Origin of the sequence: Halosaccharopolyspora lacisalsi (genome assembly GCF_014137975.1) — a bacterium.
Classification (GTDB): domain Bacteria; phylum Actinomycetota; class Actinomycetes; order Mycobacteriales; family Pseudonocardiaceae; genus Halosaccharopolyspora; species Halosaccharopolyspora lacisalsi.
This window is the reverse complement of sequence record NZ_JACGWZ010000001.1, coordinates 1316213-1340195: the sequence shown is the minus strand read 5'-3', so window position 1 is coordinate 1340195 and position 23983 is coordinate 1316213. Positions and strand designations below refer to the sequence as shown.

The following is a 23983-nucleotide window of genomic DNA, read 5'->3' as shown; positions in this document are numbered from 1 at the left end:
GCACGTCGTCAGGAAGCTACCGCCAGTCACATCGCGAAGCGACGTCCGGCGTGGCCCCACCCCACCACTGGTCATGCCGGCAAGGGTGGTGGGTTCGGCTCTCGCCGAGCCGGGGCCACCACCCGTTCTGGCATGCACCAAGTACTACCCGCGTCACGAGGAGAGGAAGACCAGTGGCCCGAAATGCGCCTCGGCACGACATCGACGAAAGCCGCCTCGAAGTAGGTGCTGCCGAAGATGCGGCGGCTGGCATGAAGGGCGTGCTGGTCTCGCTGCAACGCAGCTGGGAACAGATGGGGGTGAGTCGGACCACCCGAACGCTGCCACTGCTGAACCAGCGGTCCGGATTCGACTGCCCGGGTTGTGCTTGGCCGGACCCGCAGGAAGCCGACGGAGACAAGCGCAAGGCCGCCGAGTTCTGCGAGAACGGCGCCAAGGCGGTCGCCGAGGAGGCCACCACCCGCCGGGTGGGACCGGACTTCTTCGCTCGACACTCCGTGGCCGATCTGGCCGACAAGACCGACTACTGGCTGGGCCAGCAGGGACGCATCACGCACCCTGTGGTCCTTCGCGGCGGCGACACCCATTACCGTCCGATCACCTGGAACGAGGCGTTCGACGTCATCGCCAGCGAGCTCCGCCGCTTGAACGGCCCGGACGAGGCAACGTTCTACACCTCGGGACGCACGAGCAACGAAGCGGCGTTTCTCCACCAGCTCCTGGTGCGCTCTTTCGGCACGAACAACCTGCCGGACTGCTCGAACATGTGCCACGAGTCGTCCGGCACGGCGCTGACCGAGACCATCGGCATCGGAAAGGGTTCGGTGTCGCTGTCCGACCTCGAACACGCCGACCTGGTACTGGTGGTCGGGCAGAACCCGGGAACCAACCATCCGCGCATGCTGGCTTCACTGGAAAAGGTAAAGCACCGCGGCGGAAGGATCGTTGCCGTGAATCCGCTTCCGGAGACGGGCCTGATGCGGTTCAAGAACCCGCAAAACCTCCGGGGGGCGCTCGGACGTGGCTCACCGCTGGCCGACGAGTTCGCGCAGATCCGCATCGGCGGAGACCTGGCACTGTTCAAGGCGCTGGGGTCACTGCTGTTGCAGGCAGAGCACGACCGGGGCGGAGTGCTCGACCAGCAGTTCATCGACGAATGCACGCACGGCTACGACGAGTTCGCGGACCAGGCGCGCTGGGTTGACTGGGACGAGGTTGTCGAGGCTACCGGTCTCCCCCGTGAACAGATCACCAGAATCGCCGAGATGCTGATCGACTCCGAGCGCACCGTGGCATGCTGGGCGATGGGATTGACCCAGCACAAACAGGGTGTCGACACGATTCGCGAAGTCGTCAACCTGATGCTGCTACGCGGTATGATCGGCAAGCCGGGCGCCGGCGTGTGCCCGGTTCGCGGCCACTCCAACGTTCAGGGCGATCGGACGATGGGCATCTGGGAGAAGATGCCGGACACCTTCCTCGACGCCCTCGAAAACGAATTCGGCGTGACCATGCCACGCCACCACGGCTTGGACACGGTCGACACGCTCAAAGCAATGAAGACCGGGAACGTCAAGGCGTTCTTCGCAGTAGGCGGAAACTTCGCGTCCGCGACACCCGACACCCGAGGAACCGAACGCGCGCTGCGCGCTTGTGCCCTGACCGTGCAGGTCTCGACCAAACTGAACAGGTCCCATGCAGTACCCGGCCGCACCGCGCTCATCCTGCCGACACTGGGTCGCACCGAACGCGACCCGCAGGAATCCGGCGATCAATTCGTCACCGTCGAGGACTCGATGTCCGTGGTCCACGCCTCGAGGGGGCGTCTTGCACCCGCCTCCGAACACCTTCTGTCCGAGGTTGCGATCATCTCGCGCCTGGCCCGCAAACTCCTCGGCCCCGAACATCCGATCCGCTGGGAGGACTTCGAGGCCGACTACGACGTGATCCGCGATCACATCGCGGCCGTCGTGCCCGGCTGCGCGAATTTCAATCGACGTGTCCGCCAACCTGACGGGTTCGTCCTTCCGAACGGACCCCGCGACAACCGCACCTTCACGACGAAAACGGGCAGAGCGAACTTCACGGTCAACATCCCCGAACCCATCGAGATCCCCGAAGGCCGTCTACTGCTGCAGACGTTGCGCAGCCACGACCAGTACAACACGACGATCTACGGGTTGTCCGACCGCTACCGCGGCATCGAGGACGCGCGTCGCGTTGTCCTGATCAACGCCGACGACATCGCCTCGCTCGACCTCGCTGATGGCGACCTCGTCAACCTGGTGTCAGCATGGAGCGGTGACCAGGGCGTCACCGAGGAACGTCGGGTCGAACGATTCCGCGTAGTCGCCTACCCCACTGCGAAGGGCTGCGCCGCCGCCTACTATCCCGAGGCCAATCCACTCGTTCCGCTCGGCGCGGTCGCCGAGCGGTCCAACACCCCCGTGTCGAAGGCGATCATCGTCCGTCTCGAACGTACGACCGGGCCCGAGCAGGACCTGTGAGACGTCCCGGTGCGCGCGGAAGCGGTCGGCCCCCAACCTCGGGACCGATCACGCCCCTGCCCGACTGAAGAGCTCTCCCGCATGACCTCACCCAATGATCGCAACAGCGCTCCCACGAGCGTGGCCGAGCACATGATCCGCGCCCCCAAACTGTGCGGCCCCACGACGACCGTCAGTGACGTGCACGATCTCTTCCACGACGACCACGTCCACGCCGCGCTCATCGCCGCGGACGGCGCGCTGTCGGCCGTCGTGGAGCGGTCTGACATCAGCTCGGCGCCCCCGGATCTGCCCGCCCGGCTGGCCGGGCGGCTGCGCGGCCGCGTCGTCGGCCCCGGTGCCGATCTCGACACCACCTGGCGAGCGATGGTCGCGAGCGGGAGACGACGCCTCGCCGTGATCGACGACCACCACGTGCTGCTCGGTTTGCTGTGCCTCAAGCGCACCGGTAAGGGATTCTGCTCCGACTCCGACGTGCAGGCGCGCGCCGATTCCCGCGCATAGCACGGGGCCGACGCCGTAGCACGCGCCACGCGTCCAGCGAACCGAGCGCCGTAGCGGTACCCGCGTATCCGCTGCTACTCCCCCGACGAACGGGCGGCACCGCCGATGCTGCCCCGGGCGGCGACGACGAATCGATGCGCGTCGTTCTCGTCGACGCCCTCCAGCGCGAGTTCCTTGCTCTTGCGCCCCGAGGTGCAGGCGAACACCTCGATCTCTGGCTGCTTGAGCGCTCCCTTGTACGTCTCGCCGATGCCCTTGACCTGGTCCAGCAGGAAGCCCCGGGTGTGGTTCTTGGTCAAGCCTTCGAACACGAACAGGATCCGCCGGTCGGTCAACACCAGGACGCCGGCATTGGCCTTGACCATGCCGACGGCGAGTTCGACGACGGCCTCACCGTCGAAGAGGTACTTGGGCAGCCGTTCGATCTCCTTCTTGCCGCCCATGGTGTTGTTGAGCCGGGCGATGGCCTCGGCCAAGCCCGTGTAGCTGGGGTGTTCAACGCTGATCATCGCCGATGGTCCTCTCAGTTACTGGCCGGGCAGCTACTCGCAGGCTTCGGTCCGGGTACGGAGCGGGCTGGGACGTGCTTCGCTCCGGCTCGGGCTGGGATTCGGGGGTGTTTGCCGGCGCCGCACAGGCCGATGTCCGAACCACCCCGAGATGTGCGGTCCACGAGCTCCCCGACCGCACTCCACGCCTCCGGCACTGACACCCCTGCTCGGACGTAGTCGGTGGGTCGCCATCAACACGCTCAGGGCCGAGACCATCGTCGACGGGATCAACTCATGATCCCCCAGGGGAAACCCATGTCACCGAACCGACACGAAGATCACGACACTGGCGGGAATCACTCTAGCCAGGCTCCTCCGACGCCACAACCGTGGCAGTTGCTTCGTCCAGCCGTAGGCGAAGGCACGGCGTCACGGGAGTTGCACGTTGATAGTGATCCCGTTCCGGCCGGCGTGCTTCGCCCGGTACATGGCTTCATCGGCTCGGACGAGGGCCTGGTCCGGGGTGTCGCTGGTGTTCAGCCCCACGTAACCGATGCTGGCGCTGACCGCGCACGGGATGTCGCCGACCTGGACGGGTTCGTGGAACGCGGACCGGATGCGTTGACCGAAACCGTACGGGTCCGCATCGACCGGGTTGAGGAGGATGACGAATTCGTCGCCTCCCATGCGCGCCAGCGTGTCCGCGCCCCGGATGCGGGCGCCCAGACGGGCCGCGACCACGCGCAACACGGTGTCACCCGCTTCGTGCCCCAGAGTATCGTTGATCTCCTTGAAATTGTCCAGATCGGCGTAGAGGAGGCCCAGAGAGCGGGGCTGCTGCTGGACCTGCGCCAGTGCCCGGTCAAGGTGGAACAGCAGGTGGGCGCGGTTGGAGACCCCGGTGAGGGGGTCGTGGGTGGCCTGGTAGGTCAGTTGCTGCTGGGCGGCGTTCAACTGACGCAGCGTCACGACCTGTCGCACGACGACCAGCGCCACGACACCGACGAGACCGTACACGTCACTGACCTCGGGGACACCGGTCGACACGGTGGTGAACACGGTGAATGCGCACACGGCGGCCAGCGGGACGTAGGGGAGGAACAACAGCGATATCCGCGGACCTCGTTGCGAGAAGCGGCGGTTGGGAGCGAGTGCGGCCAGCAACAGCATTATCGGCCCGCTCATGTAACCGACATCGGCCACGTGCGGGGCCGACGTCGCGGTGCTGATCGTGTAAATGTAGACCACGTCGGAGAACCCGATGGCGATCAGCCCCGCCACCAGCCAGGCCAACGGGAAGCGCAACATGCTGTGCAGGGTGATCGCGAACAAGATCGCGATGACGATCAGGACGAGGTCGGCCACGGTGTACGTGGTCACCATGAGCAGCCTGCCCACGCGAACATCGTCGGCACGCCTGACGGCATCGACTGTGATCTCCCAACTCAGCGCCAGCGAGCTGCCCGCGACGATGAATCCGTCAAGCATGACGACCCCACGCCGCGGGGCCGCCCCTTGCTCTGTGGCCTCCCCACGATCTTTCCTCACCATGGTGCGCAGGGCGAAGAAGGCGAATACAGGCAGCCCCAGGTAGAGCGCGTTCGCCACGTTCGGGAACGTCTTCGGATCGATGCTGCGGTACCAGGTCCACATCGCGTGCCCGGCGACCCACCAGGCGAGCGCCAGGACCATCAGCCATCGCCATCGCCGCTCGTCACCTGCCTGGTACCACCCCGTCCAGGCGAAAGCCGCGGCGGCGGCGAGAGTCCCCACCACACCGGTCAGATCAGCCGTGAGTGGGCTGACCTCGGGCCCCATCGAACCCGACAGCACCAAGACGATGACAGCGAGGTCCACGACGGCCACACTGACCGCCACGAAGAACCAAGGCTGCTTTCCGGTCATACACGCGACCTGATTCTCGTCAATCGGCGGGACGGGCCTGCCGGCCCCGTGCTCTCACGACAATGCCCGGACCCCGTACGTCCTGTCGCCGAGAACGGAGTTCGTCGCGGGATGGACGGCACCGGATCGATCCCCATCGCGGCTTACGTCAATGCCCACGAACCCGACACTCCAGATTCGCTCCAGGTAGCCTTAGTTAATCATACTATGGCGCTACTACCGAGATTCGCTCCTGGACACTAAAAGCCCACTGACCAGGCGTTCTCATGCCGGATCAGCGGGCTCTTCCCGGTGTGGAACTGAGGGGACTCGAACTCAGCCGCTTGATCTCCGAGGCACTCGGCTCATCCAACCAGCGCTGCCCCCACGCGACCAGGATCTTGTTCCGATACGAGCAATACACCCGACGCGTCCCGCCCGAGACCGCCCCGGAGACCTGGGGAATGTGGTCAGCGAACGTCAGGCGCCGGTGACCGCTGCCTCAGATCGGCGACCAACTGCTCCGGCGAGACCTCCATCCGGGCCAGCGACAACCGCGCCGCCTCAACCTCAGCGGAACCCACCTGCCCGACGTGTTGGGTATCGGTGCTCATGTGTGATCACCACCCAGCAGCGCCGCGTGGTACTCGGCCAACACGTCCTCCACCGCCGCCAGCATGTGCAGGATCAGCACGTTTTCAGCCGGCCGGACCGCCACGAAGACGCGGTCACCAGCCCCAGCCGGCACCAGTGCCGCGCCGCTGCCGGAACCCGCACATGCCCCGGCCGGTCACTGACCTTCCCCCGTTGGACCGGACACTCGTGTTGGTCGGAGAGTGTCCGCGTGACCGAAGAACGACGACGAACCCGTCGGAAGTTCTCGGCGGAGTTCGAGCGAGACGCGGTGGAGCTGGTACTCACCGGCGGCAAGTCGGTCGCCGAAGCGGCCCGGGATTTGGGGATCTATGACTCCACGCTGGGTAACTGGGTGAAGCAGGCCCGCATCGACCGCGGCCAGCAGGAAGGGTCGAGCACTCCGGGAACGGGCTCGATTGCAGGAACTGGAGCAGGAAAACGCGAAGCTACGCATGGAGCGGGACCTGCTCAAACGAGCTCATGAGCCTTCTGGGCGAGGGAGTCGACCGAGTGACCCGGTAGGCGCTTCGTCGGCTCCCAGAAGGCCGACGGCTTCCCGGTAGCGGCTACCTGTCGAGCCGCCGGGGTCTCGACGTCGGCCTACTACGACTGGCGGCGAAGTCTGCAGGACGAACAAGACCTGGTCGACAAGATCCGTACGGTGCACGCCGACTCTGGTGGCACCTACGGCTCACCCCGGGTGCATGCCCAGCTGCGCCGCGAAGGCCGGGTGGTCAACCACAAACGGGTCGAACGCCTCATGCGGGAGTACGACCTCGTCGGTGTGAACCCGCGCAAGCGGGTACGCACCACGGTGGCAGATCAACCAGAGCCAGCCCCGGATCTTCTTGGTCGAGATTTCACGCCCGGCCTGCCGGATCAACGCTGGGCCGGCGACATCACCTACATCCCCACCGACGAGGGATGGCTGTACCTGGCCGCCGTGCTCGATGTGGGCTCACGCCCGGTACTTGTGGTCGGTCCTTCAACCGGACTCATACTCAGCGTGCCAGACCAAGAAGGTCCACCTGTCACCGGGCAACCCCTCTTGGCCCGGGCCAAGGTCACCGCTGTTCCCGCCATCCAGGCCAGTGGGACGACGAAGTCGCGGATACCGGTGCGGGATCACCCGGTGATCGAGTCGCGCCAGAACAACTCTGCCAGCTGATCGACAGTGCTTTGCATCTGCTGCAGGGCCTCGGGGATCTGAGCGCGGCCGAACCGGCTCCGCGGGCCGTTGAGGGTCAGGATGGCCACCAGGGTCCCTGCACTGTCCCGGATCGGGCGGGACAGCGAGAGGAGCTCGTGCTCGAGCTCGTTGTCGATGATGGCGAAGTCCTGCTCTCGGACCTGCTCGAGTTCTTTGAGGAGTGTCGTCCGGTCGGTGATGGTGTACGGGGTGAACGCCTCGAGCTCGTCGGGAAGCATCGTGCGCAGCTTGTCGACCGGCTGTTCGGCCAGCAGCACTTTGCCGGTGGAGCTGGCGTACATGGGATAGTGCTGGCCGACCATGTTCCTGGACAGGACACCGACCACGTGGGAGCCCGCGGCCTCAGCGACCAGGTCGAGTCCGTCTTGTCCGTTTGGAACGGAAAGCGTCACCGACTCGTTGAACGTGTCCGCCAGTTCCTGCAGCAGCGGCTGCGCACGAGTCACCAGGCCCGCGTACGGGTCTGCGCGACGACCGAGCCTGGCGAGTTCCCAACCGAGGACGTAGTTGGTGTCGACGCGGTCAACGAGGCCGTCCTGCTCTAGGCTGTAGAGCAATCGGAATGCGGTCGGCCTGCTCAGGCGGGCCGCTTTCGCGAGCGTGGTAACCGTGGCGCCGGTGCGCGGCTGAGCGGCCAGTTCGCGAAGCAAGCGGACAGCCTTGGTCACCGACTTGTTGGCCACCTCCGCATGCTCGGGCCCGTCGCCCATTCCGTTTCCGCCTCCAGCCGCCTCGGAGCGCACGTAGGCCCGTGGGGCCAGTACCGTGCGTTCAGCCTAACAGCTGCGTTCACTTACTGGACGCGGTGGCGGGGGCGCCCGGAGGAACGTGAGGCGACAGGGTCGGCGGAACGGTTCGAGGTCCTCGGCTTGACACGGGAGCTCAAGGCCCGAGCATCGGTGTGACCGGCTCAGGCACCGCTCGGGTGCTCGAGCGAGCGCTGCGCGGCCGGCAAAGGAACCCGCGTTTCTTTCGGTGGCTGCATGTCCGTCGGCGTTCGTACTGGGTGACGCAGGGCTTGATGCCATATGTGTTTGTATATTGAACACTCTGTTCGAGCAATACGAGTGTGAAACGAGCGCCCTCTCCTGTCAATAGTCGCTGTTTGGGACGAAGCCTTGACTCGGCTACATGACCTCTGACACAGTTCCTGGTCATTGCGTTCACATTATGAACGCTACTTAGTCCGGGCTCCAGCACGAGCTTGGTCGTCACCGTGCGGCAGCACGTCTCAGACCACGTCGTCCGCGGTCGAGGCACAGGACCCCGGCCGGGTGTGCACCTGTACCGCGGGCACTTCGCCAGAGAGGGAACAAGCTGGTGACAAACAACGCAGTTGAGGACGCCGTCGAGGGCATAGGGCGCAGTCCGGTCAACCGGAAACGCTTCCTGCTCAGGCTGACCGTCGTCGCCTCCGGCGGCATGTTCATCGACGGCTACGTCCTCGGCATCATCGGGACCGTGATCGGCGCGATCACTACCGACCTGAACATGTCGGTGTACGGAACGGGGCTGATCGGCGCCGCGGCGTTGATCGGCATCTTCGCGGGTGGCCCGCTCGGTGGCTGGCTCGCGGACGAGTTCGGCCGCAAGCCGATGTTCGCGCTCGACCTCGCCGTCTTCGTGGTCGGATCGATCCTGCAGTTCGCGGTCGACTCGAGTTGGCAACTGTTCCTCGTGCGGCTGTTGATGGGCATCGCGATCGGCGCCGAGTACTCCATCGGCTGGCCCCTCATGACGGAGTTCGCACCCGCTCGCCTGCGCGGCAGGTGCATGTCCTTCGCCGAGGTGGCCTGGTACATCGGGTTCGTGAGCGCCTTCATCGTCGGCTACGTGCTGGCGCTGTACGACGCCGACTGGCGGATCGTTCTCGGGACCAGCACCCTGCCCGCCGTGGTCCTGTTCCTCGGCCGGTTGGGTGTGCCGGAGTCACCGCGCTGGTTGATGAACAAGGGCCGCACCGAGGAGGCCAAGCGGATCGCGGACACCTACGTCGAGGACGGTGCCGATCACGCCGACATCTTCAGCGAGGAGCAGCGCTCCGGCACGTTCGCCATGCTCTTCTCGCCGGAGGTCTGGCGCGCCACCACGTTCATCTCGGTGTTCTGGTTCTGCACCGTGACGCCCTACTTCGCCATCGCGACGTTCTCCGCGAGCGTGCTGTCGCAGTACGGCCTCGGAGAGGAAGGTCTGCTCGGTGCCATCGGGGTCAACGGGGTGGCCCTCGCAGGTGTCGTCGTGTCGTGCCTGCTCATCGACCGCATCGGGCGCCGCAAGCTCACCATTCCCCAGCAGTGGGTTTCTGCTGTTGTGCTGGTGATCATCGGATTCTGGGCGTCGGCGCCGCCGCTGGTCGTCCTGAGCTGCTTCCTGGTCTTCGCGTTCGCCAATGCCATGTGCACCGCGCTCACGGGCGTTTATCCCGGCGAAGTGCTGCCGACCGAGGTCCGCGGGCTGGGAACCGGATTCGCGACGGCGGTCAGCCGCGTCGGAGCGGGGATCGGAACGTTCCTGTTCCCCTGGTCCATGGAGGAGCTCGGCGGCGGGACCACGATGCTCGTCGCTGCCGGGATCTGCGTTGTCGGAGCTGCCGCGTCCCAGGTGCTGGCCCCGGAGACGGTCGGCCGCACGCTGAACGAGATCTCTTCCAGCGACAAACGGTAACGATTGTCCGCATGACGGCGCCCGAGTTGCTTGAGCGACATCGGGCGCCGTCGTGTTGTTGCTCAGTCGGTAGCGCGCTGTCCGTGTCGTCGCGCCGCGCGTGGTGCCCTCTTCGTGTGCGGTGCTCACCGCGTCGACGGCCCGAGGCGGGCTCGCTACACCGCCGCAGCGGAGCCGAGCAAGGAACGAAAGGAGAAGCGCGTTGCAGCCGGAAGACAAAATCGCCCTGGTGACCGGCGGCAGGCGCGAAATAGGCCGCGGCGTCGTCGATCGCTCCCTGGATGAAGGAGCGCAGGTGGCGGTCGTTCAACGTCGGTCACTGGACACTGCGCCGGCGACTCACCCGGATGTCACGCACGCCCGCGCCGACCTGAACGACTCGTCGTCGACTACCTCGGTGGTCGAGCGCGTGGTCGAGCACCTCGGCGGCATCGGCATCCTGGTCAACAACGCCGGAGTCATGTTCGAGCGCAGTGTCTCCGACCTCCTGCCGTAGGAGTGGGATCTCACGCTCGCGGTCAACGCGCGAGCACAGTTGTTCCTGACGCAGGCTGCTCTGCCGCACATGCGCAGGCGCTGCGGGGAAGCGTCATCAACATCGGCTCGATCGAAGGGCCCGCAGCGAACCCCGGTCATGCACGCGGCCTATTGCGCGTCCAAGGCAGGCATTCACGGGATGATTCGCGCGATGGCTGTCGATCTCGCCGTATACCTGGCGAGTGACAAAGCGAGCTTTCTGACCGGAGAGACCGTGGTGCTCGACGGCGGCAGGACAGCGAGACTGCCGTCGCCGTCCTGACGGACCTTCCCAACGTGAGAAGCCGTTGGGCAGAGGCGGCTGATTGTCTGCCCAACGGCTTCTCACGTCCGTCCGTGGCCTTCGGCCCCGGGAGTACGACTACCACCAGTGGGTTCCGCCGACACATGCGCGCGGCGGAGCCCACTGGTGGCTTTCGTCCGAACGCTCAGGCGCCGGACACCTCGAACTCCACCGTTCCCCAGCCGGTGAAGGTGCCCGACCAGTGTCCGGACGCGTTCATCGGCACCGCTTCCAGGCAGCTACCGGGGAGGATGACCTGACCCGGCTCGAATTCTGCGCCGTAGGCGGCCAGCCTGTTGCACAGCCACGCGGTGGCGGCGAAGGGATTGCCCAGGATGTTCTTGGTGTTGCCCTCCATCATGTGGCGGCCGTTGAACCGAATGGTGCCGCGGGTATCGCTCAACGTGAGCTCGGTGACGTGCCGAGGTGTTCCGCCGAAGACGACCGCGCCGGTCGAACCGTTGTCCGAAAGGGTGTCCGCATGTTCGATCGCCCAGTTCTGGACCCGGGAATCGATGATCTCGAGTGCGGGGACCGCGTACTCGACCGCGTTGATGACGTCCGCGACGGTGATGTTCGGCCCACGCAGGTGGCGTTTCAGGATGAACGCCGGTTCGAGTTCGACGAAGGGCTCGATGAACTGCTCACGGTCGATCGTGGTGCCCTCGTACGCGAACATCGTGGCCAGCAGGTACCCGTAATCGGGCTGGTCGAGGCCGAACGCGGCCTGCATGGCCTTGGCGATGTTGCCCAGCTTGTAGCCGACGACGCGGTCCCCGTCGGCCAGAGCGGTCTCGACGTTGAGCCGCTGGACTTCGAAGGCGCTGTCCGGGTCGAGTCCCTGCCACGTTTTCGTGGGGGCGGTGACCGGCGTGCGGTTCACCCGCGCTTCCCGCAGTGTTGTCGCGATCTCGTGGAGCTCCGTTGCTTGCATGAGATCTTCCCTTCCGACCGGTTTTTTTGGGGGTCAGTGCCCGGCACCGAGTGCGGCGTGGCCGAACTTGCGGCCCGGGTGGTCGTCGCGCAGCCGCACGGCACCCGGGCCGTACAGCTTCTCGCGCAGGGTCTTGCCCTCGTACTCCGTCCACACCGCCTCCCGGCGCTGCAGCTCGGGCACGACGAGTTCGACGAAGTCGGCGATGTCCTGGTACTTCACGGCGTGGCCGAGGTTGAAGCCGTCGACGTCGGTCTCCTCGACCCAGCTGATCAGCTCGTCGGCGACGGTCTGCGGCGAACCGACGATGGTGGGCCCGCTGCCGCCGATCCCGATGAAGTCGGCGATGTCGCGCGGAGTCCACTCCTTGTCCGGGTCCATCTTCGAGAACAGGTCGATCATGGTCTGCCCGGCGTCGGTCTTGACGTGCCGCAGCGGCACATCCGGGTCGAACTGGGACATGTCCAGGGCGGTCCATCCGCTGTAGCGGGCCATCGCACCGGAGTAGCTGACCAGCTTGCGGTATTCCTCGTACTTCGCGTACGCCTGCTCGTCGGTGGGGGCGCAGATGACGTTGAGCATCTGCAGCACCCGCAGGTCACGCGGGTCGCGCCCGGACTCGGCGGCGAGACCGCGCAGGGTCTCGACCTGCCGCTTGAGCGCCGACTTGGAGACCGAGTTGACGAACACGCCCTCGGCGTGGGCAGCGGCCAGCGCACGCCCCTTCGACGAGCCGCCCGCCTGAAAGATCACCGGGGTGCGCTGCGGAGAGGGCTCGCACAGGGCGAAACCGGGAACGTTGAAGTACTTGCCCTGGTGGTTGATGTCGTGCACGCGCTCGGGGTCAGCCTGGACGCAACGGTCGGTGTCGCGGACGACGGCACCGTCCTCCCAGGAGCCCTCCCACAGCTTGTAGCAGACCTCGAGGTGCTCGGCGGCGACGTCGTACCGCTCGTCGTGCGGGGTCAGCTGGCCGTTGCCGAGGTTGCGCGCGGCGCTGTCGGCGTAGGACGTCACCAGGTTCCAGCCCACCCGGCCGTCGGTGAGGTGGTCCAGGGTGCTGAACTTCCGGGACAGCGCGTAGGGGTGGTCGTAGGTGGTGGACCCGGTCAGGCCGAACCCGAGGTGCTCGGTGGCGGCGGCCATCGCCGAGACCACCAGGGCCGGGTCGTTGGCCGGGAGCTGCGCGCCGTCGGCGAGCGCACCGGCGGCGCTGCCCTGGTAGACGTCGTGGTAGCCGACGTTGTCGGCGAAGAACACGCCGTCGAACCGGCCCTGCTCCAGCAGTTTCGCGTACTCCGTCCAGTAGTGGACGTCCTTGTAGCGCGCGCTCTGGTCCTTCTCGTGCCGCCACAGCCCCGCGGAGAGATGCGCCGGGCCCTGGAAGTCGAAGGCGAACAGCCGCATGCGGCGAGAAAGCATCATCTGCTCCTGTTCTCAGGATCGAAGGTATGTGTGCGGATCGGTGCAGGTACGACGGCGAAGGCCGTGCGCACCGGACGGTTCTCCTCGGGGGCGGAGGGGCCGTCACGCGATCGACGGCCCATCCGCGGTGGCCCGGCTACCCGGAATCCGGTGGGAGTGCTGGGATTCCGGTCCGGCCCAGACGTGGTGCCCCGCCGGGACGGGCCGGGCGGGAGCCCGCGATGGCTCAGCCAGTGGCAACTGCGGGAAGCCACCCGCCGGTGAGCCGCGAGCCCACCTGCGGGCGCGTCGGGGTTACTTCCGCGGCGCGTCCCACCGGCGCGAGCTCCCCGCCTCGTGCGTCGTTCGGGGAAGTCCCAGCGGGTTCGACTCGTGCAGCGCATCCGGCAGCAGGAAATCCGGTGCGTTCTGGTAGCTCACCGGCCGCAGGAAACGGTCGATCGCCGCGGTGCCCACCGAGGTGTGCGAGACAGCGGTGGTGGCCGGGTACGGGCCGCCGTGCTGCTGCGCCGGAGTCACCGCCACTCCAGTGGGCCACTCGTCGAACACGAGCCGTCCGGAGCGGGCCGCAGCGAGCGGGACCAGTCGACCGAGCCGCCGCCGCTCGTCCTCGTCCGGATCCTGAGCCGTGTGCGCGGTGACGGTCAGCGTGCCCTCCACGGCAGCCAACGCGGAATGCAGCTCGTCGTCCGAACCGTACTCGGCGATCACGGCGCAGGGCCCGAAATTCTCCTCCAGCAAAGCGGGGCTGTTCAGCAGGTTTTCCACCGAACCGGCGTGCAGCACGGTCGGTGTGACCGCCGGTACCCCGGACGGGTCGTCGTGCTCCGCTCCACGCACGAGCACCTCGATCCCGGGCGCGGACGCGAGCTCCTCGGTCCGCTCCCGGTAGCGCTCGGCGATGCCCGAGGTGAGCATCCTGGCCGGCGCGACGTCGCCGGCCAGCTCCGCGATACGTGACGGCAGTGCGGTTCCGCGGGGCAGCAGGAGTGTTCCCGGCTTGGTGCAGAACTGCCCGGCTCCGAGGGTGAACGAGCCGACGAAGCCCGCGGCGACCTGCTCACCACGTTCCCGTTCGGCACCGCTGGTGACGACGGCGGGGTTGATGCTGCCGAGCTCGCCGTAGAAGGGGATCGGGGTGGGACGGGAGACGGCGATGTCGAACAGCGCCCGCCCTCCGGCGACCGAGCCGGTGAAGGCACCCGCCGCGATCCGGGGATCCCGCAGAGCGCGCACCCCCGCCTCACGGCCCGTGATCATGGCGAAGGTGCCTTCCGGTGCGCCGCTCGCGGCCAGGGCCGACCGCACGATTTCGGCGGTTTTTCGGGAGGTTTCGGGGTGACCGGGGTGTGCCTTGAGCACGACCGGGCAACCCGCCGCCAGCGCGGACGCGGTATCGCCTCCCGCGACCGAGAACGCGAACGGGAAGTTGCTCGCCGCGTAGACCAGCACCGGCCCGATCGGCGTCGACCACCGGCGCAGGTCCGGCCGGTTGCCGAGGACGAAGTCGGGGTCGTGCCGGTCCAGCGCGATCCGCAGGTAGGAGCCGTCGCGCAGCTCGTCGGCGAACATGCGCAACTGCACCGACGTGCGTTTGAGCTCACCGGTGAGCCTGCCTTCCGGCAGCCCCGACTCCCGCACGGCCTCGGCGATCAGCGTCGCACTCTCGGCATCGAGCGCGTCGGCGATCGCGGACAGCGCTTCGGCCCGCTGCTTCGGAGGTTGCTGCCCCCAGTCGGCGGTCGCGACGGTCGCGGCGTCCAGGCGACGCTCGATCTCGTCGTGGGTCTCTTCAGGCTCGGTCTGTTGAGCTGTGGTGGTCATCAGATGTGTGCTCTCACTTCGTCGTGCACGCGGGAAACTGATCAGAATTGGAGCTCGCGGTATCCGCCGAGGCGGCCTCGGTGGAAGAGCAGGGGATCACCGCCGCCGGCTTCCAGACGGCGCACTTCGGCGATCACGACGAGGTGGTCGCCGCCCTCCAGCTCGCGCACGGTCCTGCAGTCGATCCAGGCGTGCGAACCGGAGATCTGCGGGGCACCGTCCGTGGACTCGTTCCAGTCCACCGCGGCGAACTTGTCGTCCCGCTTGCTCGACATCGCCCGGCAGACGTCGTTCTGCCCGTCGGCCAGGACGCTGGCGCTGAAGTACTCCGCCGGGCGGATCTTCGGCCAGCTGCTCGAGGTCGTCGCCACGCTGAAGCTGACCAGCGGCGGATCCAGCGACAACGACTGGAACGTCCCGACGACGAGTCCGGCGGGGTCTCCGGTGTCCACCCTGCGGCCGGCCACGACGACGACGCCGGTGGGAAGATGCCCCATCACGTCCCGGAAATGACGTGGCTCGATCGTTGGAGACGGCATTGTCATGATCGCGTTCCCTCCCTGTTCGGGTGCCGGTCGCCGGTTGGGTCAATGCGAGGCGTCGAGGCCGGTGCTGATCTCGCGGGCGACGCGCAGCCCACTTTCGACCGCCCCGTCGATGAAGCCGGCCCACACGTTGGCGTAGTCGCTGCCCGCGAAGTGCAGGACACCTTCCGGCCGCTGCTGCGCGGCGAAGTACCGGGTGAGCTGCTGCGGCTGCTGTATCAGCCACGTCTCCCGCGAGTACGGGTCGGACATCCAGTCGTGCCCGGTGACCTCGAGAACCTCGAGGTCGTCACGCCAGACGCGCAGCGCGGCGCGGACGGCGTCGATGTCGTGCGGCGAGATCTTGCGCGAGTCGGCCCCGAAGGAGACCAGCACGGCATCGTCGTCACCGACGAACTCGGTCCGCACGACCGACAGCGGGTGGGCGGCGGACGAGTACGCGAAGAAGGGCTTGATCGGGCCGCGGACCCTGATCCAGACCTTCACCCCCTTCGAGGCCGTCTTCTCCGCGCTCGCGGCGCGCTTCTCCGGGCACAAACCGGGAGCGACGTCCAACTCGCCGAGGATGTTCTGCGGCAACGTCAGCACAACCCGGCGTGCCTTGATCCGGCCTCCAGCCGCTGTGGTCACCATCGCTCCGCTCGGATCGTGCTCGATCCCGCGCACCTCGGTGGACGTCCGGATGTCCGCGTCGGTGTCCGCGCGGATCGCCTCCACCAGCGACCGGGTCCCACCCGCGAGACGGAACACCGCCGACGCCTCGTGCATGAGATGCCACGAGCCCGCGGTGGCCGCCGTCCAACGCAGCGCACTGGTGAACGCCGCGTCCCCGGGCGGCGCGTTGAGATGCCCCACCCAGGCGGCCTCGTTGGCGCGGTACTCCTCCACTGGCAGGTCGAGCTCGTCGAGCTTGTCCTGGACGCTGAAACCGTCCACCGACTCCAACTCAGGCGCCGACAACGGCGCATCCGGCCGCGGGACCCAGCTCATCGTCGGGTCCAACAGTCGCCGCATCCCCGGGTCGATCAGCTCCATGAACCCGTCGAGCGTGCCCGTGCGGACCTCGTCCCCGGCCAGCCAGTACGCCTCCTCGGGACGCGGCCCCCGGGTGACGTCGAGGCCGTAGCGCGTCACCTCCGCCCACGCGTGCGACTGCACCCAATGCAGCCAAGTGCCGCCGATCTCCAAGTCATGGCCCAGTCGGTGGTCGGTCCACACTCGACCACCGAGCCGTTCCCTGGCCTCGAGCACGGTGACGCTCAAGTTGTGGCGGCTGAGCTCGCGGGCCGTGATCAGGCCGGCGATCCCGCCCCCGACCACGACGACGTCAGCTTCCTCGGTCACGGTGACAGCACTCCCTCGTAGTCGGTTTCACGTCCGGGTATCGCTGCTGCGGATCGAGCGCTCGCCGTGGGGTCGACAGTCGCCTCACGATCCGCGGAACCGGAGTACCGCGAGCCACTCACCCTCAAAACGAACGGTATGTTCATTATACGAACACTGCGTCGATATTGTGACCTTGCTCGCCGAGTTCGTCAAGAGCCCGATTGGAGAGATAGCAGGCGTATAGGTGCATCTTCTTGACGAAGACTCGCGATGGTGTCATTATTAGTGAACTTTACGTTCATATTATGAACGCCTAATTGCGGCATGTCCGTCGGACGGCCGAGACGGCAAGCGCAGGAGCCGACCTCGCCCGGTGACGCGGTGAACCCCAGCCCGAGCGATACACGTGTGCAGGAGAAGATCGATGACCTCGCCGAGAATTGCCGAAGCCATCGCCGCGCTGTCGGTCGGTGGGAAGGTCCTCGTCGTCGACGACGAGGACCGCGAGAACGAAGGCGACCTGATCATGGCCGCTGAGCACGCGACCACCGACGAGGTCGCCTTCTTCCTCGAACACACCTCGGGTTTCCTGTGCGTGTCCATCGACGAGCACCGGGCCGACGAGCTCGAGCTGGACCTGATGGTCTCGGCCAACACCGAGAGTCAGGGCACCGCGTTCCTCGTCAGCGTCGACTACCGGCACGGAACGACCACGGGGATCAGCGCGGCCGAGCGCGCGAAGACCACCCGTGCGCTCGCGGATCCGCGGCTCGAACCCGCCGACCTTGCCAGGCCCGGTCACGTCATGCCCCTGCGCGCCAAGCCCGGAGGAGTCCTGCAGCGGTCAGGCCACACCGAGGCCGGCGTGGACCTGTGCCGCATGGCCGGGCTGAGCGGAGCCGCACTGCTGTGCGAGATCGTCACCCCCGACCGTCGGCACATGATGCGCCGTCCCGAACTGGACGACTTCGCCGTGCGACACGACATCCCGATGATCTCGATCGCCGAGCTCATCGAGTGGAAGCGCAATCACGACGACCGAGTCGAACTGACCGGTCAAGCCACGATCCCCACCGAGCTCGGGACCTTCCGAGCGATGACCCACCGGTCCGAAGCCGACGGCGTCGAACACCTCGCGCTGGTGATGGGTGATGTGGAAGGCGGCGAGGACGTCCTCGTACGCCTGCACAGCGAGTGCCTCACCGGTGACCTGCTCGGATCACTGCGCTGCGACTGCGGTTCCCAGCTGCGCATGGCCATGGAGTCCGTCGCGGCCGCCGGCCGCGGAGTGATCGTCTACATGCGCGGACACGAAGGGCGGGGGATCGGCCTCGGCCACAAGCTCCGCGCCTACGAGCTTCAGCAGTACCGAGGCATGGACACCCTCGAGGCGAACCGGGCGCTGGGACTGCCGGTGGACAGCCGGGATTACATCCCCGCGGCCCGCATCCTCACCGAGCTCGACATCGGCTCGGTGCGGTTGCTGACCAACAACCCCGACAAGTGCCGCGCCCTCGCGGACTGCGGGATCACGATCAGCGAACGCCTGCCGGTCGAGTCCGAGCCGAACGAGCACAACACGCACTACCTGGTGGCCAAGCGCGACCGCATGGGGCATCTGCTCCAGCAGCTCGCCTGATCCTCCGCGCCCTACGACTCGTTCCAGAACGATCGGCCATCCGTCCGGCGGCGCTGGATGATCACACCCCGTCGTCGATGACGCCCTCGGGGCAAAGCACCGACCGTTCACCGGGTCGGTGTCGGCGAACGGCCCCCTCACTTCCCCGGCCGATCCGGCTCATGCAGTACGGGGGTTCGCCAGCGTACCGCTGCTGGCGAACCCCCGTTGCGCTCATGCGGGCGCCCCGCGGTGATCGACTGCTTCGGGGTCGTCAGTGACCGTTGTCGGAGGCGTGTTTCCGGAGGAGCTGCTCGGTCTCGTGTTCGGCCCCGACGGCGGAGGCGGTGAACTCCGGGGTCGAACACTTCACCCCCGATGGGGTTCCGGAACGCGGAGTCGTCGTCGCTCGCGATGGTGCCGGTTTCCGCATCCACTGTGGTGGCACGCGCCGGTACGTCGTAGACGGCCAGCACACCGGTGTCCACGCCGTTCGTCGTCGATGTGGACGGCTTCGCGGCTGGGGACACCGCGAGCCCGCCGAGTGCCGCTGAGGCGTGCTTGAGGTTGCCGCGTGACGGCGTGCCGTTGCTCTGCGCCTTGAGCAGTCCGCGGAGGTTGCGCTGCAGCTCTTCCTCGTCGTCGGCCTGCTGACGCGCGGTCGAGACGAGCGCTGACGGAGTGGCGCGCGGGCGGACGCGTACGTAGCGGGGCATGGTCGCCATCTCGTAGCGCAGCATCCGCGCCAGTGCGATCACGACGAGTGCGTAGATGACGGACAGTGGTGCCGCGCTGGCGATCGAGCTGACCTGCAGCACGGTGAGCGCGGCTTCGCCACCGGCGAGCAGCAGCAGGGCCGCCGCCACACCGGTGATCACGGCCCAGAACAGGCGGGGCACCCGCGGGGTCTCAGTGCGGCCTCCGTGCGAGAGGACGTCGACGACGAGTGAGCAGGAGTCGTGGGTGCGCAGCCGTTTCGGCCCGGTTGCGCACAGCGGTCGCGGCACCACCGCGGGCGAGGGGGCAGTTCGCGTCGCCCCTCGCCCGTCCAGCGGTCCTTCACCACCAGGCCGGAGCGGTCAGCGCCCGTGATTGTGCATGACGTGCTTGGTGCGGGAATAGTCGTCGAGAGCATAGATCGACAGGTCCCGGCCGTAACCGGAACCCTTGAAACCTCCCCCAGGGGACCTCGTTGGCCAGGACGAGATGCGAGTTCACCCAGACCGTGCCGGCGTCCAAGCGTCCCGGGACGGCGTGCGAGCGGCGGGCGTTCTCGGTCCACACCGATGCCGCTGGTGCCTCACGGCTCCGGATGAGTTGCACGTCGTCCACCCCACGGTTGTCGAGGATCACTGTCCCGCGAGGCAACCTGCCAGCCACGAGTCGACTCGCTCCCGGAAGTGCTCCGGATCGAGACCGCCGGCCCCTTCGGGGAGGGCGGCCACGATCGGCACCGCGGTGACGCGGGGCAATTCGGCGAGAGCGCACTCCTCGGCCAGACCGAGCGCATCCGGCACCGCGCCGAGTACCAGTCCCGCCGGTTCCACGCCTCGTGAACGCAGCGCTTCGACGGTGAGTGCGGTGTGGTTGAGGGTGCCGAGGCCCACCCGGGTCACGACGTACACCCGCACCGGGTGATCCCGGGCGAGGTCGGTGGCGAGGTCCGACAGGGTGCCGCCGTCGGTATCGAGCCGGACCATGAGACCGCCGGCGCCCTCGACGATCACGGTGTCGCGGGTCTCGGCGAGCTCGCGGACGCGGGCGGCGTGCTCGTTGATCGGTGGGATCTCGATGCCGCGCAGCCGGGCGGCCGTGTCCGGTGCGAGCGGGTCTTCGAGCCGTGTGTACTCGTCGACCTCGCAACCGGCCAGGTGCTGCACGACGGAACTGTCGGGTTCGTCGGTACCGATGCCCGTCTGCGCGGGCTTGACGACGACCGCACGTGGTCCGAAGTGGGCAGCGAGCGCCGCGGTGGCCACGGTTTTGCCGACGCCGGTGTCGGTTCCCGTCACGATGGTGATCACGATTGCCTCCGGTGGTCGTCGACGACGCCGACCAGCACGTCCACCGCGCGCGCCCAGCGTTCGTCGTCGAGGCCGATCCGGCTGGTGATCCGGAGCCGGGAGATCCCGTCCGGGACGGAGGGCGGCCGGAAGCACCCGACCCGGACTCCGGCCGCCAGCGCCGCGGCCTGCGCGGAGACCGCGGCCCTCGGTGACGTCATCGGCACCGAGAGCACGGCGCCCGCCGACCTCGGCACGCCGAGCCGGTCGGCCAGCTCGCCACCACGCTGGTGGATCCGCGGCGGGAGATCGGGCCGCCGCCGCAGCAGTCGGAGGGCGGTCAGCGCACCGGCGGTGGAAGCCGGGGCCAGCCCGGTGTCGAAGATGAACGGGCGGGCCCGGTTGGTGAGGTGGTCGATCAGCTCGACGGGGCCGAGGACCGCTCCCCCCATCGCGCCGAGCGATTTCGACTGCGTCGCGGTCATCACCACGTGCGGTTGGTCGGCCAGCCCGTGGGCGTGCACCAGTCCCCGGCCGCCGTCGCCGGCCACTCCGATCCCGTGCGCCTCGTCGACGACGAGCAGCGCTTCGTGGTCGGCACAGGCCGCGGCCAGGTCGACGAGCGGGGCGGTGTCGCCGAGCACGGAGAAGATCGATTCGGTCAGCACGATCGTCCTCCGGTCACCGGCTCCGGCCAGCGCGGCCCGGACCGCGGCCACGTCGTTGTGGCCGACCACCTCGATCGCCGCCCGGGACAGCCGCGCGGCGTCGATCAGCGAGGCGTGCACGTGCGCGTCGGAGACGATCAGCGAGTGCTTGTCCGCCAGCGCGCTCACCGCGGACAAGTTGGCCTGGTAGCCGGTCGAGAAGACCAGCGCCGCAGCGCGCTCGGTGAATTCGGCGAGTTCTCGCTCCAGGTCGGCGTGCAGCGTGGTGGTGCCGGTGACCAGGCGGGAAGCACCCGCTCCGGCGCCCCAGGAGAGCGCGGCGTCGGCGGCGGCCTTCCGCACATCGGGGTGCCCGCTCAACCCCAGGTAGTCGTTGCCGGCGAGGTCGACGACGTCTTCGTCGGCCCCACGTGGCCGCAGCGTGCGCTGCAGTCCGGCTTCTTCGCGCGCGGCTCTCTGCTCGGCGAACCACTCGGCCCAGCGGCTCATCCGGTCTCCGCAGCGGCCTTGATCCCCGCGCAGATGGCGGAGAGGTCCTCGTCGGTGCACACGTAGGGCGGCATGGTGTAGATCAAATCGCGGAACGGGCGCAACCAGACTCCCTGAGCCAGCGCCGCTTCCGTCGCTGCCTCGCGGTCGACTTCGTGATCGAGCTGCACCACGCCGACCGCGCCGAGAACGCGCACGTCCACGGCGTCGATCTCGTGCAGCTCCTGCAGGCCGGTGTTGATCCGCCGCACGTCGTCCACCCAGTCACCGGTGGCCAGCAGGTCCAGGCTCGCCAACGCGACCGCGCAGGCGAGCGGATTGCCCATGAACGTGGGACCGTGCATGAGCACGCCGGAGTCGCTCGTGGACAGACCGCGTCCCACCTCGGCCGTGCACAGCGTGGCGGCCATCGTCATGTAACCGCCGGTGAGCGCCTTGCCGACGCACAGGACGTCCGGCGTCACCCCGGCGGCCTCGGCGGCGAACAGCGTTCCGGTGCGGCCGAACCCGGTGGCGATCTCGTCGAAGACCAGCACCAGCCCGTGCTCGTCGGCGACGTCGCGGAAGACCCGCAGGCACTCGGCCGGATAGGGGTGCATCCCGCCGGCGCCCTGCAGCAGCGGCTCCACGACCAGCCCGGCGATCCGGTCCGCGTGTTCGGCCGCGAGCGCGTGGAAACCCGCGGCCCAGGCGTCGACATCACCGTCCGAACGAGGTGGGCGTGCGCCGAAGACCTGCTCCGGCAGCGCACCGGACCACATCGCGTGCATGCCGTCGTCCGGGTCGGACACGCTCATGCAGTCGAAGGTGTCGCCGTGATAGCCGCCGCGGACGGTGAGGAACCGGGTCCGCTCCGGCCGGCCCGCACCGCGCTGGTACTGCAGCGCCATCTTCATCGCCACTTCGACGCTCACCGACCCGGAATCGGCGAGGAAGACGCGGCCGAGGCCGGCCGGTGTCAGGTCGATCAGGCGCCGGGCCACCCGCACCGCCGGTTCGTGGGTGAGTCCGCCGAACATCACGTGCGACATCCGGTCGAGCTGGTGGCGCACCGCCTCGTCGAGGGCCGGATGCCGGTAGCCGTGGATGGCCGACCACCACGACGCCATCCCGTCGACCACCTCGCCGACGCCATCGATGCTGATCCGGCTGCCGGAGGCGCCGGTGACCAGCCGCGTCGGCGTGGGGTCGGTCATCGAGGTGTACGGGTGCCACAGGTGTTCGCGGTCGAACGCGAGCAGTTCCTCGGACATCGTCATCAGGCGTTCGGCAGGACGTCGGTGCCCGCCCCGCGGCGGCGGATCGACGGATCGACCGGATCCGGCCGGGCGGCCCGCTGGGCGAGCTCCTCCTCCGAGCCCAGCACGACGAAGCCGTTGTCCCGGATCATCTCCAGGTCCGCCTTGGCGTCCTGCCCCTCGGAGGTGAGGTAGTCACCGAGGAAGATCGAGTTGGCCACGTGCAGCGCGATCGACTGCAACGACCGCAGGTGCATCTCGCGACCGCCGGCGATCCGGATCTCCCTATCCGGGCAGACGAACCGCGCCACCGCCAGGATCCGCACGCACCGCGCGGGCGTGAGTTCCCAGGTGTTCTCGAAGGGCGTGCCGTCGAACGGCATCAGGAAGTTGACCGGGATCGAGTCGGAGTCCAGCTCCCGCAACGCGAACAGGGCCTCGACCAGCTGCTCGTCCGTCTCCCCCAGCCCGGCGATCAGACCGGAGCAGGGCGAGAGCCCAGCCCCCTTCGTCTTCTCCACGGTGTCGACGCGGTCGGCGTAGGTGTGGGTCTGGACGATGTTGCCGTGGTTGCTCTCGGCGGTGTTGATGTTGTGGTTGTAGGCGTCCACACCGGCGCCCCTGAGCCGCTCGGCCTGGCCGTCGGAGAGGAAGCCCAGGCAGGCGCAGACCTCGACGTCGGGATACTCCCGCTTCACCGCCCCGACCATGTCGGAGACCTTGTCGACGTCCCGGGAGGACGGTCCCCGGCCCGAAGCGACCAGGCACACCCGGCCGGCCCCACCCTCGATCCCGGCACCGGCCTGTTCGAGCGCCTCGTCCCGGGACAGCCAGGAGTACTTGAGGACGGGGGCGTCGGAACCGAGCGCCTGCGAGCAGTAGTTGCAGTTCTCCGGACACAGTCCCGACTTGAGGTTGACCAGGTAGTTCACCTTCACCGTGTTGCCGAAGTGCGCCCGGCGCAGCCGGCCGGCGGCCGCTACCAGGGACATCAGCTCGGCCTCGTCGGCGCGCAGCACCGCGAGGGCGTCGTCGTGGGTGGCCGGTGTCCCGACGAGGACCGAATCGGCGAGCTGCTGGAAGGTGGAGCTCATCACTTCTCCCGGTGTCGGCTGGTAGAGTGACCTGAACACTGTTCACCTGAACAGCGTTCAGGTTAGACCGGGAGGATCGATCGGTCAAACGGGAAGGGTTCGC

At 67.8% G+C, this 23983-nt stretch carries 20 protein-coding genes and 1 pseudogene; 7 read left to right on the top strand and 14 right to left on the bottom strand.

What is annotated here, in order from left to right:
• The first annotated feature begins 173 nt into the window (after window positions 1-173).
• Together FHX42_RS06545 and FHX42_RS06540 are read left to right on the top strand one after the other, a co-directional pair.
• Window positions 174-2507, top strand: a complete 2334-nt coding sequence (locus FHX42_RS06545; RefSeq protein WP_182543189.1) for an FdhF/YdeP family oxidoreductase — start codon at window positions 174-176, stop codon at window positions 2505-2507.
• A gap of 81 nt (window positions 2508-2588) precedes the next feature.
• Window positions 2589-3011, top strand: coding sequence for a CBS domain-containing protein (locus tag FHX42_RS06540; protein WP_182543188.1), 423 nt, complete (start codon window positions 2589-2591; stop codon window positions 3009-3011).
• A gap of 74 nt (window positions 3012-3085) precedes the next feature.
• Here the strand turns inward: FHX42_RS06540 and FHX42_RS06535 are convergent, their stop codons facing one another.
• The 3 genes from FHX42_RS06535 to FHX42_RS06525 all read right to left on the bottom strand — a co-directional run bounded on the left by FHX42_RS06535 (window position 3086) and on the right by FHX42_RS06525 (window position 6000).
• Window positions 3086-3520, bottom strand: a complete 435-nt coding sequence (locus tag FHX42_RS06535) for a PH domain-containing protein (RefSeq protein ID WP_182543187.1) — start codon at window positions 3518-3520, stop codon at window positions 3086-3088.
• A 411-nt stretch (window positions 3521-3931) separates the two neighbouring features.
• A complete protein-coding gene (locus tag FHX42_RS06530) occupies window positions 3932-5407 on the bottom strand; it encodes a GGDEF domain-containing protein (RefSeq protein WP_220479566.1) in 1476 nt (491 codons plus the stop codon).
• Window positions 5408-5856: 449 nt separating this feature from the next.
• Complete coding sequence (locus FHX42_RS06525; protein WP_182543186.1) at window positions 5857-6000, bottom strand: hypothetical protein; 144 nt, start codon at window positions 5998-6000, stop codon at window positions 5857-5859.
• A 230-nt stretch (window positions 6001-6230) separates the two neighbouring features.
• Here FHX42_RS06525 and FHX42_RS26990 point away from each other — a divergent pair, with 230 nt between their 5' ends.
• Together FHX42_RS26990 and FHX42_RS06515 are read left to right on the top strand one after the other, a co-directional pair.
• Window positions 6231-6506 carry a transposase gene (locus FHX42_RS26990; RefSeq protein ID WP_182543185.1) on the top strand — a complete coding sequence of 92 codons (276 nt, stop codon included), beginning with the start codon at window positions 6231-6233 and terminating at the stop codon, window positions 6504-6506.
• Between the two features lie 138 nt (window positions 6507-6644).
• Complete coding sequence (locus tag FHX42_RS06515) at window positions 6645-7190, top strand: IS3 family transposase (RefSeq protein WP_328795966.1); 546 nt, start codon at window positions 6645-6647, stop codon at window positions 7188-7190.
• Here the strand turns inward: FHX42_RS06515 and FHX42_RS06510 are convergent.
• The gene (locus FHX42_RS06510; protein ID WP_182543183.1) at window positions 7148-7942 is read right to left on the bottom strand and encodes an IclR family transcriptional regulator; all 795 of its coding nucleotides are present in this window, start codon (window positions 7940-7942) and stop codon (window positions 7148-7150) included. The genes FHX42_RS06515 and FHX42_RS06510 overlap by 43 nt on opposite strands.
• 610 nt (window positions 7943-8552) lie before the next feature.
• Here FHX42_RS06510 and FHX42_RS06505 point away from each other — a divergent pair.
• Window positions 8553-9896, top strand: a complete 1344-nt coding sequence (locus FHX42_RS06505) for an MFS transporter (protein ID WP_182543182.1) — start codon at window positions 8553-8555, stop codon at window positions 9894-9896.
• 100 nt (window positions 9897-9996) lie between these two features.
• Window positions 9997-10695: pseudogene (locus tag FHX42_RS26435) on the top strand (SDR family NAD(P)-dependent oxidoreductase).
• A 166-nt stretch (window positions 10696-10861) separates the two neighbouring features.
• Here the strand turns inward: FHX42_RS26435 and FHX42_RS06495 are convergent.
• The 5 genes from FHX42_RS06495 to FHX42_RS06475 form a co-directional block, all read right to left on the bottom strand.
• Window positions 10862-11650 (bottom strand): 2-keto-4-pentenoate hydratase, encoded by a 789-nt coding sequence (locus tag FHX42_RS06495; RefSeq protein WP_182543181.1) that lies wholly within the window; start codon window positions 11648-11650, stop codon window positions 10862-10864.
• Window positions 11651-11683: 33 nt separating this feature from the next.
• Window positions 11684-13072, bottom strand: coding sequence for an LLM class flavin-dependent oxidoreductase (locus FHX42_RS06490; RefSeq protein ID WP_220479560.1), 1389 nt, complete (start codon window positions 13070-13072; stop codon window positions 11684-11686).
• Between the two features lie 297 nt (window positions 13073-13369).
• Entirely contained in the window at window positions 13370-14899 is a 1530-nt protein-coding gene (locus FHX42_RS06485) for an aldehyde dehydrogenase (NADP(+)) (protein WP_182543180.1), read from the bottom strand.
• Between the two features lie 41 nt (window positions 14900-14940).
• Window positions 14941-15444, bottom strand: a complete 504-nt coding sequence (locus FHX42_RS06480; protein ID WP_220479557.1) for a flavin reductase family protein — start codon at window positions 15442-15444, stop codon at window positions 14941-14943.
• A gap of 42 nt (window positions 15445-15486) precedes the next feature.
• Window positions 15487-16788 carry a flavin monoamine oxidase family protein gene (locus tag FHX42_RS06475; RefSeq protein WP_182543179.1) on the bottom strand — a complete coding sequence of 434 codons (1302 nt, stop codon included), beginning with the start codon at window positions 16786-16788 and terminating at the stop codon, window positions 15487-15489.
• Between the two features lie 406 nt (window positions 16789-17194).
• On the opposite strand from FHX42_RS06475, the gene FHX42_RS06470 reads away from it, so the two are divergent.
• A complete protein-coding gene (locus FHX42_RS06470) occupies window positions 17195-18409 on the top strand; it encodes a bifunctional 3,4-dihydroxy-2-butanone-4-phosphate synthase/GTP cyclohydrolase II (protein ID WP_182543178.1) in 1215 nt (404 codons plus the stop codon).
• Between the two features lie 137 nt (window positions 18410-18546).
• On the opposite strand, the gene FHX42_RS06465 is transcribed toward FHX42_RS06470, so the two are convergent.
• From FHX42_RS06465 to bioB, 5 genes are all read right to left on the bottom strand, one after another.
• Complete coding sequence (locus tag FHX42_RS06465) at window positions 18547-19398, bottom strand: BCCT family transporter (protein WP_220479555.1); 852 nt, start codon at window positions 19396-19398, stop codon at window positions 18547-18549.
• Window positions 19399-19737: 339 nt separating this feature from the next.
• Window positions 19738-20412, bottom strand: coding sequence for a dethiobiotin synthase (gene bioD, locus FHX42_RS06460; protein WP_182543177.1), 675 nt, complete (start codon window positions 20410-20412; stop codon window positions 19738-19740).
• On the bottom strand, window positions 20409-21548 hold the full coding sequence (locus FHX42_RS06455) for an 8-amino-7-oxononanoate synthase (RefSeq protein ID WP_182543176.1): 1140 nt from the start codon (window positions 21546-21548) through the stop codon (window positions 20409-20411). The genes bioD and FHX42_RS06455 overlap by 4 nt, the downstream gene beginning before the upstream one ends.
• Window positions 21545-22807: an adenosylmethionine--8-amino-7-oxononanoate transaminase gene (locus FHX42_RS06450; RefSeq protein WP_182543175.1), complete on the bottom strand. Its 1263-nt coding sequence runs from the start codon at window positions 22805-22807 to the stop codon at window positions 21545-21547. The genes FHX42_RS06455 and FHX42_RS06450 overlap by 4 nt, the downstream gene beginning before the upstream one ends.
• Window positions 22807-23880, bottom strand: coding sequence for a biotin synthase BioB (bioB, locus tag FHX42_RS06445; RefSeq protein ID WP_182543174.1), 1074 nt, complete (start codon window positions 23878-23880; stop codon window positions 22807-22809). The genes FHX42_RS06450 and bioB overlap by 1 nt, the downstream gene beginning before the upstream one ends.
• Between the last annotated feature and the right edge of the window lie 103 nt (window positions 23881-23983).